Origin of the sequence: Clostridium sp. UBA7503, from assembly GCF_002477055.1 — a bacterium.
Classification (GTDB): Bacteria; Bacillota; Clostridia; order Clostridiales; family Clostridiaceae; genus Clostridium_J; species Clostridium_J sulfidigenes.
Window position 1 is genome coordinate 82,672 of sequence record NZ_DLNT01000059.1, and the last position, 13,797, is coordinate 96,468.

General features: G+C 29.5%; 12 protein-coding genes. 11 read left to right on the forward strand and 1 reads right to left on the reverse strand.

Going from position 1 to position 13,797, the window contains the following annotated elements; genetic code table 11:
* The first annotated feature begins 29 nt into the window (after positions 1-29).
* From B3630_RS17130 to B3630_RS17140, 3 genes are read left to right on the forward strand one after another with little or no spacing between them, the layout of a single operon-like run.
* Positions 30-1,214, forward strand: a complete 1,185-nt coding sequence (locus B3630_RS17130) for a M20 family metallopeptidase (protein ID WP_346900284.1) — start codon at positions 30-32, stop codon at positions 1,212-1,214.
* 22 nt (positions 1,215-1,236) lie between these two features.
* Positions 1,237-2,193 (forward strand): RluA family pseudouridine synthase, encoded by a 957-nt coding sequence (locus B3630_RS17135; protein WP_346900286.1) that lies wholly within the window; start codon positions 1,237-1,239, stop codon positions 2,191-2,193.
* 12 nt (positions 2,194-2,205) lie between these two features.
* A complete protein-coding gene (locus B3630_RS17140; protein ID WP_346900288.1) occupies positions 2,206-3,831 on the forward strand; it encodes a polysaccharide biosynthesis protein in 1,626 nt (541 codons plus the stop codon).
* A 68-nt stretch (positions 3,832-3,899) separates the two neighbouring features.
* Here the strand turns inward: B3630_RS17140 and spoVB are convergent, their stop codons facing one another.
* Positions 3,900-5,402, reverse strand: a complete 1,503-nt coding sequence (spoVB, locus tag B3630_RS17145; protein WP_346900290.1) for a stage V sporulation protein B — start codon at positions 5,400-5,402, stop codon at positions 3,900-3,902.
* A gap of 314 nt (positions 5,403-5,716) precedes the next feature.
* Here spoVB and B3630_RS17150 point away from each other — a divergent pair, with 314 nt between their 5' ends.
* The 8 genes from B3630_RS17150 (at position 5,717) to B3630_RS17185 (ending at position 13,786) form a co-directional block, all read left to right on the forward strand.
* Positions 5,717-6,901: a hypothetical protein gene (locus B3630_RS17150; protein ID WP_346900292.1), complete on the forward strand. Its 1,185-nt coding sequence runs from the start codon at positions 5,717-5,719 to the stop codon at positions 6,899-6,901.
* 136 nt (positions 6,902-7,037) lie between these two features.
* The gene (locus B3630_RS17155; RefSeq protein WP_346900294.1) at positions 7,038-7,754 is read left to right on the forward strand and encodes a zinc dependent phospholipase C family protein; all 717 of its coding nucleotides are present in this window, start codon (positions 7,038-7,040) and stop codon (positions 7,752-7,754) included.
* Between the two features lie 172 nt (positions 7,755-7,926).
* A complete protein-coding gene (locus B3630_RS17160) occupies positions 7,927-8,430 on the forward strand; it encodes a hypothetical protein (RefSeq protein ID WP_346900296.1) in 504 nt (167 codons plus the stop codon).
* A 6-nt stretch (positions 8,431-8,436) separates the two neighbouring features.
* Entirely contained in the window at positions 8,437-10,155 is a 1,719-nt protein-coding gene (locus B3630_RS17165) for a B12-binding domain-containing radical SAM protein (protein WP_346900298.1), read from the forward strand.
* A gap of 238 nt (positions 10,156-10,393) precedes the next feature.
* A complete protein-coding gene (locus B3630_RS17170) occupies positions 10,394-10,720 on the forward strand; it encodes an ATPase (RefSeq protein WP_346900300.1) in 327 nt (108 codons plus the stop codon).
* Positions 10,707-12,668 carry a V-type ATP synthase subunit I gene (locus B3630_RS17175; protein ID WP_346900302.1) on the forward strand — a complete coding sequence of 654 codons (1,962 nt, stop codon included), beginning with the start codon at positions 10,707-10,709 and terminating at the stop codon, positions 12,666-12,668. The genes B3630_RS17170 and B3630_RS17175 overlap by 14 nt, the downstream gene beginning before the upstream one ends.
* A 24-nt stretch (positions 12,669-12,692) precedes the next feature.
* Positions 12,693-13,166 carry a V-type ATP synthase subunit K gene (locus B3630_RS17180; RefSeq protein ID WP_346885989.1) on the forward strand — a complete coding sequence of 158 codons (474 nt, stop codon included), beginning with the start codon at positions 12,693-12,695 and terminating at the stop codon, positions 13,164-13,166.
* 17 nt (positions 13,167-13,183) lie between these two features.
* Entirely contained in the window at positions 13,184-13,786 is a 603-nt protein-coding gene (locus B3630_RS17185; RefSeq protein ID WP_346869468.1) for a V-type ATP synthase subunit E, read from the forward strand.
* The last annotated feature ends 11 nt before the right edge of the window (positions 13,787-13,797 follow it).

A 13,797-nucleotide genomic window follows, 5' to 3' on the forward strand; every position in this document is an offset into this window, starting at 1 on the left:
ATATATAATTATCAGTAAGGAGGTTTCAGATGAACTTTATCCATGAAGCTAAACAAATAAGTGAAGAATTAATTTATATAAGAAGAGAATTTCATAAAAATCCAGAGTTAGATTTTGATTTATACAATACTTCTGATAGAATAAAAAATTTCTTGAGGAATGAGAATATAGAATTTTATTCTTGTGCAGGTACAGGTGTTGTAGCTACTATATATGGAGAAGGAAATAGTAGTAATGGAAAAACTATAGCTATAAGATGTGATATGGATGCACTACCTCTCCATGAAAAAAATAGTCACTGCTATATTTCTAAGATGGATGGAAAAATGCATGCCTGTGGCCATGATGCTCATATGACAATGGTACTTGGAGCAGCTAAACTCTTAAATAACCATAGAAAAAAGTTAAAAGGAAACGTAAAGTTTATTTTTGAACCTGCAGAAGAAACTACTGGTGGAGCTAAGATTATGATAGAAGAAGGAGCATTAGAAGCTCCTCATGTGGATGCAATAATTGGATGTCATGTAGATGAAAGTCTTGAGGTGGGAACTATTGGACTTAAGCAAGGGGTAGCTTATGCTGCTTCTAATCCTTTTACCATTACTATTTGTGGTAAAAGTTCTCATGGTGCAAGTCCTCATAAAGGGATAGACCCTATAGTAATTGCAGCTCAGGTTATAAATGCTTTACAATTATTGGTAAGTAGAGAGACTAGTCCAGTATCACCAGGGGTAATAACTATAGGAACTATAACTGGAGGTACAGCAGCCAATATTATACCAGATAAGGTTACTATAACTGGTATAATTAGAACTATGAACCTAGAGGATAGGGAATACATGAAAAAAAGATTAAAAGAATTGGTAACCATTCAGGTAGAAAGTTTAAGAGGCACCTGTGAAATTACTATTGATGAGAGTTATCCATGTTTATATAATGACGATGCTATGTATAATATATTTTATGATAATAGTGTAGCTCTATTAGGGAAAGATAAGAATAAAATATTACAAGAACCTACTATGGGGGTAGAAAGTTTTGCATACTTCTCCCTTAAGGTTCCAGCTATGTTTTATCAATTAGGATGTGGAAACCCTAAAAAAGGAATAATATATCCTCTTCATAGTAGTAAATTTGATATAGATGAGGAATGTCTACAAATAGGAGTAGCAGTTCATTGTAATATGGCTGTAAACTATCTTAACAAACTATAAGAAAGAAATATTGGAGGACAATATGAATAATATACAAATAGGTTCAAATGAATCTGGTCAAAGATGCGATAAATTCCTTAGAAAGTTACTGAAGGATGTACCTTTAAGTGCTATATATAAGGCATTTAGAAAAGGTGACATTAGAGTAAATGGTAAAAAAATAAAAGAACAATATGTTTTAGAAGAGGGAGACACCATAGAAATAAGATATATAAAAACTAGTGGTGAAAAAAAGAAATTTGAAAGAATAGAAAATAATCTTAAAATTACCTATGAAGATGAAAATATACTTATGGTAGAAAAGTGGCCTAATTTATTAGTTCATAGTGATACAAAGAATGGGGAACCAACTTTAACAGACTATGCCTTATCCTATCTCTATGACAAGGGTGATTATGAACCTGAAAAAGAAGTAACTTTTACTCCTGCTCCATGCAATAGATTAGATAGAAATACCTCTGGTGTCGTTATATTTGGAAAAAATTTCAAATATCTAAAGGCTCTTAATGAGGCTATAAGGGAAAGAAGTATTGAAAAATACTATATGGCTCTAGTACAAGGAAGAATAAAGGACGGAACTTATACAGGATATATCTTGAAAAATGAAGATGCAAATATTTCTAAGGTATATAGGACTGAAGTTCCAAACAGTAAAGAAATTGCTATGGAAGTTAAAACTATTCAAAGTTGTGGTACTTTTTCCCTAATAGAAATTAACTTACTTACTGGAAGAAGTCATCAATTAAGGGCCCACTTATCAGAGCTAGGAAATCCTATAGTTGGAGATTCTAAATATGGAGATAAAAAGCTTAATAGCTTCTTTGTAAATAGATATGGTTTAGATTTTCAATTCCTATATGCATATAAAGTAATATTTAAATCAAACTCAGAGGAGCTTGAATATATGAAAAATAAAACTATAGCAGAATCTTTACCACCAGTATTAAAGAAGATAAAGAATGATGTGTTTAAGTTTTAATGGAGGGGTAATATGAATGACAGAACTGAGGGGGCTCAGCACTCTGTAGCTAAAGGCTTTATGGTACTCACCATATCTATGATGTCAGTAAAGGTGTTATCGGTAGTTTATACACCTTTACTTAGGCAGATTTTAGGATCAACGGGTTGGTCAGTATACTATTCTACATATACAATTTTTTCTTATATATACATTATAGCTAATGCGGGTATACCTGTAGCCATTGCAAAGTTAGTATCGGAACTTGAAGCAAAGGGAAACTACAAAGATGCAATAAAAACCTTTAGAGCATCTAGAACTTTACTTATAATCTTAGGGTTAATCCTATCTGTATTCATGTTTATATGGGCAAAACCCTTAAGTATAGCTTTTAATAGTCCTGAATCAATATTAGCTACTAGATGGCTTGCACCAGCATTATTATTTACTTCAATAATGGGTGCATACAAAGGTTATTTTCAAGGTATCGGAAACATGACTACCACTGCAGTATCCCAAGTAGGAGAACAAATTCTAAATATAATATTTAGTTTATTATTTGCTTATCTACTCATGGGAAAAGGTGTATCCTATGGAGCTGCTGGAGGAACTATAGGTACAGTGGTTGGAGCTATTGGAGCATCTTTATACTTTATATTAGCCTATAAAATATATGGATCTAATCACGCCCCCAAAAAGAATAAAGCTGGGGTAAATAGATTAAGTAATAAAACTATTATTAAATCTATATTAAAGTATGCATTTCCAATAACTATAGCTTCTGCACTGCAGAATTCGGGAACTATAGTAGACTTAAAAATCGTAAAGTCTAGACTCTTATTTACAGGATTAAGTCAAAAAACTGTTGATATTCAATGGGGATATTTAGGTCTTTACAACACGCTTATGTCAATTCCTATGGCTATTATTGGAGCTTTAGCTATTGCTCTTGTTCCTGCCATATCTAGAATTCATGCCTTAGATAATAAAAAAGGTCTTAGGTTTAATATTAAATCTTCCTACAGAGTTGCTTTTATGATAGCTATACCTTGCGCTGTGGGATTAGGAATTCTATCTATGCCTATTTTAAGAATCCTAGGCTATGATAAGGAGGTATCCCCTTTATTAATATGGGGAGCTTGGGTTTTAATCCTATATGCTATCACATTAGTCCAAACTTCTATTCTGCAGGGAATGGGTAAGGTAAACGTAGTAACTATATTTTCTGTAGTTGGAATATTAACTAAAGTTGTTGTAAATTATATATTAATAGCAATGCCTTCCTTTGGAATCCTTGGAGCTATTTGGGGTAATGCAGCCTGTTATTTAGTAATGCTTATATTATTCCAATGGCAAATAAATGACTCTATTGATGGAAGGATACACTTGATTCCTTGTTATATAAAACCTTTGATAGCTGGATTAGCTATGGGGATAGTGACATTTTTCTCATATAAGATATTTAATGGAGTTCTAGGATTAATTTTCGGTGGTTATATATTAAACTTATTTGTATCATTAATAAGTATAGCATTATCTGCTGGAGCCTACGGATTAGTGTTAGTAACCATAGGTGGTGTTAAAAAGTCCGATTTAAATTCACTGCCAAATAAAATTACAAAACTTATACCTAAAAGAATATATAAAAAGTTAAAATAAATATTATTAAATTATTTTAAAATAGAACCTAGAACTTAGTATTTAAAAATTAAGTTCTAGGTTCTATTTTATGAACTTTTTCGTATTAAAAAACTTGATACAAAGAATAAGGAAAAAGCAACTACAATGATAGTTATAATTTTAGGAATGATAAAGGTATTAGAAATTATAGAACTTATGATGGCTGTTACTAAATATACTAAAACTGTTAGTAACACTAGGATTAATATTTCCCAAATTGGAAAAGATAGCTCTATCACTTGTCCAATATAATAAAGATTTATTAAAAATCCTATAATAGAGGTTACAATCAAGGAAATTCCATATCCATAGATATTTATGCTAGGAATACCTATAAGTATAAATATTAGAACTAACTCAATCAAAGCTGTAGCAATGGAACTTAAAAGGATAACCTTTTGTTTCCCTATACCATTTAAAATACTATAGGTACAGTAGTGACAATACATAAATGGAGCTGCAAGGGAAGCTATCTTTATAAAGCTACCTAAGTCATTTCTATCAAAGAATACTTCACCTAATAAATTAGGACATACATAGCAAATAATTACTGTAGAAACCCCTAACATAAAACAAATTTTAATTACTTCATTTACTCTAGAGTTTATATTAGAAAAATCCTTTTGACTTATTTTTTTAGATATATCCGGAATTATTACTGTAGACAAAGATACAACTATAACTAATGGGAAGTACACAATAGCAAGAGCCATACCATTAAATTTACCTATTATCTCAAGGGCACCTATGTGATCAAACCCAGCAGCAACTAACCTTATGGGTACTAAAAGTGTAGATATACTTTGAAGTGCTGTAGTTAAAAAACCATTTATAGCTAGGGGAACAGCAATAATTAGTATGTTAAATAACAATTGAAAGCTGTTATCTGGTCTTACACTATTGGTATAGGGAATCTTTTTAATACTTCTTTTATAGAAAATATATAGAAATACGAAACTTATTATTTCACCAATAGTAAATGAAAGATAGGTTGCCGCTACAGTATTTTCGATGGTTTTAAGAGATAAATAGTAGATTACTCCTACTAATATCACCATTCTAACAGCTTTTTCTAATATATCTATAACTGAAGGGGTTATTACCTGACTTACTCCATAGAAATAACCTTTATATACGCAGGATATAGCAATAAAAACAATAGCAGGAGAAGCTATCCATAAGGAGCGTATTGCTCTAGGGTCTTTAATAATATAATTACAGATTATTGGACTAAGTATAAACATAATACCTGCTATAAAAATTGACCAAAGTACTATAAAAACTAGGGAAGCATTAACAGTTTTATGTAAATCTTCAAATCTCCTAGTACCAAGATAAGCAGAAGTTTCTCTTGAAATTGCAGCAATTATTCCTCCACATACTAAACAACAAAATAAATCATATATAGGCATTATCAAACCATAAAGTCCAACTCCCTCTGGTCCTAACTGTCTTGATAGTATAATAGAAAACATAAATCTCAATACGCCCATGGCTAAATTAGAAAGAGTCAACACAAATGTATCTCTATAAAAAGTATCTTTACTCATCTTTATTACCTCCAATTAGGCATCTGAAAATAAATAACAAGTCAAAGATGAGAAGTATATTTTGAGTTAGACAAGGAAACAGGTTCCGCAGATAGTAGCACTATCTAAGGGTTCTGTTGACACAGTATAACACAAAATAAACGAGCATTCTGACTTATTTATTTTTTGAATATGCCTTAATATAATAATACTTATGAAGGCAGATTAAAGATTATTCTCTAACCATATATTTTTATCTTATATTTCATTTAATGTAATTTAATTAAGAATATTTAAATATATATTAGTGTAAATAATATTTAAATGGAGGAACTATGAAAAAAATAATTGGATGGATTCTGCTTATAATATTAGCTATTAGTTCTTTATTAATAGTAAAAGATAAAAATAATATATATAACATAGGGGTTAAAGACTCAGAAGTTGAGATGAAAATTAGATATAAGGGATTAAAGAATGCCATAGATTTTACTAGTAACGATAAAGGATTATATGTTGCCTTTGAAAATAAAATAATGGCTATTCCATCAACTGGAGAGCCCTATACTTTAATTGAAGACAAAAACTATAATATTACCACCCTTGAATGTAATGGAGATAAACTATACTTCCTTACTAATAATGAAATACTCAGCTTGGATATAAACAATGGGAAGTTAGAACAATGCTTATCAAACCTACCTAATAAAGGAGATTATAGTAAGGTTTTAATAAGAGGATATAATGACTATTTGTTTATTTCAATTGGAGCTGCAACTAATTCAGCTGTAGTTGGAGATGATAACCAATGGATAGATAAAGATCCAACTGGTTATGATATATCACCTTTTAATATAGTGCTAAATAAAAATGAAAAAGGAGCCTTTGTACCCCAGGGAGCTTCTAATGAAGATAACGAGGTTATAAAGGGTGAATCCATAGGCAATTCATCTCTGCTAATTTATAATAGTAAAACCAAAGCTATTGAAACCTATGCATGGGGAATAAGAAATATAGAGGGACTAGATATAACGCTTGATGGTAGAATCTTTGCTACCATAGGAGGCTATGAAAATAGAGGATTAAGACCAGTAGAAAATGACAGTGATTATATCTATGAACTAAAAAAAGGTTATTGGTACGGGTTCCCAGATTTTTCTGGAGGAGATCCTTTAGATTCACCAAGATTTCAAGGTCAATCTAATATAAAAAATCCTCCATTGTTAAAAAAACATCCGATGTCACCACCAGCACCTGCTTATCAACATAATGATTTGAATAGTTTAAAATGGATAGCAATAGATGATACAGGGAAAATTAATGGACAAAACACCTTGCAACTATATTTTTACGATAGTAATAAAAATAATATAATGTGCAGCACTGTAAATGGTGTTCCAGATAAATTAATAACTTTAAAGGATAATTGCACTGTATCTAATATGAAGGTTCTAAAAGATGAGCTATATATATTAGATGGTAACCATGGATTTATATTTACCTTAGCTATTAGAAAATAGGCTCTTCTATATATAATTTCCATATAAATACTACATTAAATTTAATAGATAATAAAATAATATGGTTAAATTGGAGTATAATAATATATATCTCAATGATTATTTTATTATCCTTAAAGAATCGTAGGTGTATTACATGAAGAGAATGGAAAGAACTTATAATAAAACTATGACAGCCTTTATAAAAGTTGCAAACCCTATAAAAAAGAGAATAAAAAAGACAGAATGTATAGTCCATAAATTTATAAATAAAGAAGCTCTTCGTTTATTAAAGCAGGAAGGCTATACTGAAGAATATCATTTTTTTGTTAAACATTTGTTAGATTTGAATAAAGGTGTAAAATGGGCTGATGCAGATTTGAAAAGTACTAATCATTTCTATCATCATGAGAAGGGCATCGGTCTATATGGATTTTCAAATGCTAAAGTAGAATGTGTAAAGTATTATAAGGCATCTGTGTTTTACGGTGCAAATTCTGATATGAATAGAGCCCTATTTTTATTAGGTGCTGCTTGTCATTTAGTACAAGACTCTACAGTGCCAGCTCATGCCATGAAAAACTTGAAAAAACATAAACCTCTGGAAAGTTTCATAATAGATAAAGTTATTAATGGATATAAAATTCCTTTAAAAGATCCTATAATCACTTATGGAAGTCCTGAAAAATATGTTATTGAAAACACAAAGTTTGCTGTTAAAACCGCTAAGTCCTTTGAAAGTATAAGAATCAAAGAAAATAGGTTTAATGAAATTGCGGATGTTATACTACTTAGAGCTTGCACAACAACAGCAGGATTACTCATTGATTTTTATAATACCTTAAAGACTATAGAATCTAAAAGTGAAGATTAGAACTATGTACAATGTAAGAACTACCAAGAATATATATTGGTAGTTCTTTTTTAGGTTCTAAAACTGTAATTTTGAACTTAACCTTATTTTTTTCTTATGTAATAGTAAAAATAAAGGAATTTACAAAATTTAAAAGAATAGTATCAATAATATAAAAATATGGAGGTGTGAAATGGAGAGCTTATTTGTAAGTTTAGAAAAAGAGGTTTTTAGAGGTAACGTATTGGATATTACTTATGGAAACCAGGGTATAATATATAAGGCTAATAAATATTATGATAATTTTATAGATGTTAATTATTTGGAGAATGCACCTTCTAAATCCTGTGATAATGAGGGGTATTATGATAGCTGTATAGTATTTTTTACCTTAAATAAAATTAAAACCCATAGACAAAAGCTAAAACTTTTTGATAATATATATAGATTAATGAAAAATAATGGATATATTTATATTTGGGATGTAGAAAAGGAGCCATTAAAGACATTACAAAAAAATATAAGGGTATCATTGCCTGATAAAAGTATGAAGAATTTTCAAATAAACTTACTTAACATATTCACTGATAATACTTCATCAAAGATTATATACGGACTAAAGAATTATTTTGATATTGTAGAAGCAGTATCTACCAATGGTACCTTTAGGATTGTGGGCAGAAAGAAAGGATGTTAATAAAAAATGAAAGTAGTTTTAGTTGCAGTAAATTCAAAGTATATACACAGCAATTTAGCGGTAAGATATTTAAAATCATATACGAGGGACTTAAATTATAATTGTAATATTATGGAGTTTTCTATAAATGATAGAGAAGAAAGAATAGTTGAAGAAATACTATACGAGAAACCAAATATAATAGGATTTTCATGTTATATTTGGAATATTGAGTTTGTTAAAAAGGTATCAACTTTAATAAAACTTATTGATAATAATATTGAAATTATATATGGAGGTCCAGAAACTTCTTATAATCCGATTGAATTTTTAACAGAAAATGTAGGTGAATATTTAATTGAAGGAGAAGGTGAAGAAACCTATAGAGAATTAATTAATTCTAAAATAAATATTGAAGTTAATGGAGATACTAATAATTGTGAAAATATTAAGGGGTTATACTATAAAAGCAAGAAAGGCATTATATATGGAGGTAAAAGACCATTGATGGATATGAACAATATAGTATTTCCTTATGAGGCTGAAGACGACTTAAAAAATAAAATTATATATTATGAAGCTTCAAGAGGATGTCCTTTTAATTGTAAGTACTGTTTATCTTCAACTACCCACGGAGTTAGGTTCTTAAATTTAGATAGAGTGTTAAAAGAACTACAATATTTCATAGATAAAAAAGTTAAGTTAGTTAAATTTGTTGATAGAACCTTTAATTGTAATAAAGCTTTTGCAAATGCTATATGGAGTTATCTAGTTGAAAATGGAGAGAATACATGTTTCCACTTTGAAGTATCCGCAGATCTATTTAGTAGTGAATCTATAGATATACTAAGAAAAGCACCTAGTGGAATGTTTCAACTTGAGGTAGGTGTTCAAACCACCAATAATGAAATACTAAGAAATATAAATAGAACTATAGAATTTTCTACTATTAAAGAAAAAGTATTAGAGCTAAATAAACTAAAGAATATTAAGCAACACTTAGATTTAATTGCAGGGTTACCTGGTGAAGACTTTAATTCCTTCAAAAAATCCTTTAATGAAGTATATGAGATTAGTCCAGAAGAATTACAATTAGGATTTTTAAAGCTTTTAAGAGGTTCTCAAATGAGGGAAGAAAGTGAAAAATGGGGGATGGTTTATTCACCTTATCCACCTTATGAAATTTTAAAAACAAAAAATATAAGTTATGACGAATTAATTATACTAAAGAAAATTGAGCATATGGTCGATAAATATTTAAATAGTGGTAAGTTTTATACTATATTAAATTTCTTTAAAAAAAGTAATAAATTTAAAGATATATTTGAATTCTACTATGAATTATCTAAATTCTATGATAGCAAGGGATACTTTAAACGCAGTATAGCATCTGTCGATTATTACTCTCTATTTGTTGAATTTAATGACTATATTAAAGCTGGTGAGAAAGAATTATTATTAGACATAATAAGATATGAGTATTTCTCATATAATAACACAAAATGGATACCTGACTTTCTAAGAATAGAAATGAGTAAAACTGAAGAAAGAAATATAAAAGAGTTTATTATGAATAAAAATTCTATAAATAATATAAATAATATAAGTGTGTTTAAATTTAATCATAATATAAAAAGTTTTATTGAATATGGAGAAATAAAGAAAGCCTTAAATTATATTGCCTTTATAAAAAAAGACATTAAGGAAAGAATATTTATACAGGAAAATGAATTAAAAGTTCAATAAAATGTCAAGTAAAATCTTTGTTATTTTAAAAAGTACAATATATTAATTTTTTGTATTGATATATTGTACTTTTTAAGAAAACTGATATAATAGATTTTAATATATCTTTTAAAGAGTTCAGCTAATCTATGTTATGAGTTATCAAATACCACTTAGTTATTATGTTTACATAAGTACAGAAAGCAAACTTAATACAAGTGGTTATATATATAATTAATACTTAAAAGGTGGTGATATTTTGGCGCTAGAAGCAATTAGTAAAATTCAACAGGCCGAGTCTACTGCAAAGGATATATTAGATAAAGCAGTAGAAAATAGCAAACAAATAATTAGTGATGCTCAAGGTAAAGGCAATGAAGAGTACCATGCTATCATTGGAGATGCTACAGAAAAAGCGAAGAAAATGAAAGAAGATGCTCTTAATAAAGGAAATGAGGAATCACAACCAACCTTAGCTAAAGGGGATGAAGAAGTAAAAAATATAATTAATACTTCTAAGGAAAAGATTGATTTAGCTATTAATTTAGTAATTGAGAGGATAGTGAAGTTCAATGGCAATAGTTAAAATGAATAAATTTATGCTCTTAGCCTTTGAAAATCAAAAAAAATCTTTGCTTGAGAAACTGCAATCCTTCCAAAATGTACAATTCCTAAATTTAAATGAAAATGAAAGTAGTGAATTGAATCAATTAAAAAGTGATAGTGCAAGCAGTGAAATTTCTGAAGTAGAAGGTGATTTATCAAAAGTAAAATTTATTATTGAACTTTTGAACACATTTAGTGAAAAGCCTAAGCTACTAAAAGACCTAAAGGAAGGAAAAAAGAGCTATAGCTATGATGTGTTAGAGCAGATTACAAGTACCTCTCATTGGCGTGAGGTATATAGTGACCTAAAACAAAAAGATAATAAAATAAACATGAATCATAATTATATAACTAAGTTGAAAGCCAATATAGAAGAGCTAAAACCATGGGAAGCTTTAGACACTTCAGTACAAAGCATAAATATACTAAAAAAATCTAAAGTTATACTAGGTGAAATTCCACAAGGGAATGTAGATTCTTTAAGGCTTAAGTTAGAGGAAACAACTAAGAACTACTACTTTGAAGTTATTAGCAACATAGGTAGAAACAGCTACATAATGGTGACAGTTCACAATGATGAGTTAGCTGATGTAGAACAATTATTGAAGTCTTTAAGCTTTAGTAAGATTGATATTCAATGTGATGGGGTACCTAAAGAAGTTATAAAAGAGTACAAAAAAACCATTGAATCAATAAATACAGAAAATAATTTTATTCAAGAAGGTATGAAAGAACATGTTAATAAACTAGAAGAATATAAAGTAGTTTACGAATACTACAGTTCTTTATTATTAAGATTAAAATCTACCGAAAATTTCCTGAAGAGTAAAAACATTGTGGCTATAGAAGGATATTATCCTTCTGAATTGCATAATGACTTTCAAAGTACATTGAAAAATATTTTAGGTGATGATTATTATTTAGAATCAGAATCTGCTGAAGGTGACGATGTACCCGTTAAATTAAAAAATAATAAAGTCTTTGAATCCTTTGAAAATATTACATCTATGTACAGTGTACCTAAGTATAAGGAGATTGATCCAACACCACTGTTAGCACCTTTTTACATATTCTTCTTTGGAATGATGCTATCAGATGCTGGATACGGTTTTGTGATGTTTGTAGGTACTTTAATTGCACTTACTACTTTTAATTTAGATGAGGATACGAGAAAATCTATAAAGATGTTTTTCTTATTAAGTCTTTCTACTATATTCTGGGGCATCATGTATGGTAGTTATTTTGGAGATTTTATAAAGATAGCTCCTTTATGGATGAAACCAGATAGTAACGTAGGATTACTAATGATTGTCTCTGTAATAATGGGACTAATTCAAATTTATGTAGGTCTAGGAATCAAAGCATATATGCAAATAAGAGATAAAGATTACTTTGGAGCCTTTGCTGATGTAGGATTATGGTATATTACCCTAACTGGTGCAATTATTTGGGCATTAAGTGGTTTCGTAGACTTAGCTTCCCTAGGAGTTCCATCTGTAGTAAGTACTATAGGAAAATATGCTACTATTGTTGGAATGATAGGAATTGTATTAACTAATGGACGCCAAGAAAGTTCTATAGGTGGTAAGTTAGGTCAAGGGTTCTACTCTCTATATGGAATTACATCCTATGTAGGCGATTTAGTTTCTTATACTAGACTTGCAGCTCTAGGGCTTGCAACAGGATTTATAGCTTATGCATTTAATATTATGGTAGATATGGTATCAACTTCATGGGCTACAGTTATATTTGGAGTAGCGATATTTGTAGTGGGCCATGTATTTAACTTATTTATCAACGCATTAGGTGCCTATGTTCATACATGTAGACTACAATACCTTGAATATTTCGGAAAATTTTATGAAGGTGGAGGCACATCCTTTGAGCCTTTAAAATATAATTCTAAATATTTTAAAATATCAAAATAGAGAAATTAGGAGGAATATAATATTATGATGGATTTTTTAATGGAAAATGGTGGAATAGTTATAGCGGCTATAGGAGTTGCTCTTGCAGCAGCATTACCTGGAATAGGGTCAGCAAAGGGTGTTGGTATAGTTGGTGAAGCAGCTACAGGACTTTTAGCAGAAGAACCAGAGAAGTTTGGTAAAGCCTTAATTCTTGAATTACTTCCAGGTACTCAAGGATTATATGGATTCGTTATAGCACTTTTAGTATCTTTACAATTATCACCAGACATGTCTTTTGGTCAAGGTTTTTATCTATTTGCAGCTTGTCTTCCAATAGCTATAGCAGGATGGAAATCAGCTATATCTCAAGCGAAAACAGCAGCTTCAGCAGTTCAAATTTTAGCTAAGAGACCAGAGCACAACACAAAGGGTATTATATTAACTGTTATGGTTGAAACTTATGCACTTTTAGGATTTGTAATGTCTCTTCTACTAGTAATGAGTGGTAACTTTTAATTAAGGAAGTGAATAATATGTCTAATTTGGATAATCTTACTTCTAAAATTATAAAGGATGCAGAAGTAAAGAAAATTGAAATTTTAAATGAAGCTACCGTTAAAGCTGATGAAATAATTAAAAAGAAAACAGAAGAGGCCAATAAAAAAGCTTCTTCTATTTTAGAAAAAGCTGAGATGGAAAGTAAAACTATTAAAGAAAGAATTATCTCAAAAACTGATTTAGAAATAAGAAATAAGAAATTATTAGCAAAACAACAAGTTATTGAGAAAGTGTTTGAAACAGCTAAGGACAAATTAAAAGCTATGAATGCAGAAGAATTCACTAAATTTATAAAGAACTCTATTATGGCTTTAAACATCGATGGAGATGAAGAAATAATTATAAACCCAGTGGATAGAGAAAAGCTTCCTGAAAAGTTCTTAGCCGAGGTAAATAAGTCCTTAATATCTAAGGGCAAATTAGGAAATTTAAAATTTAATGTTAAAACTCATGAAATTGATGGTGGGTTTATCCTTAGTAAAAATGGAATTGAGATAAATAATTCCTTTGATGAACTTGTGAACTCACTTAAATATGAATTAGAGTATGAAGTTGGGAAAATATTGTTTACAGAATAGTAAGGAGGTAT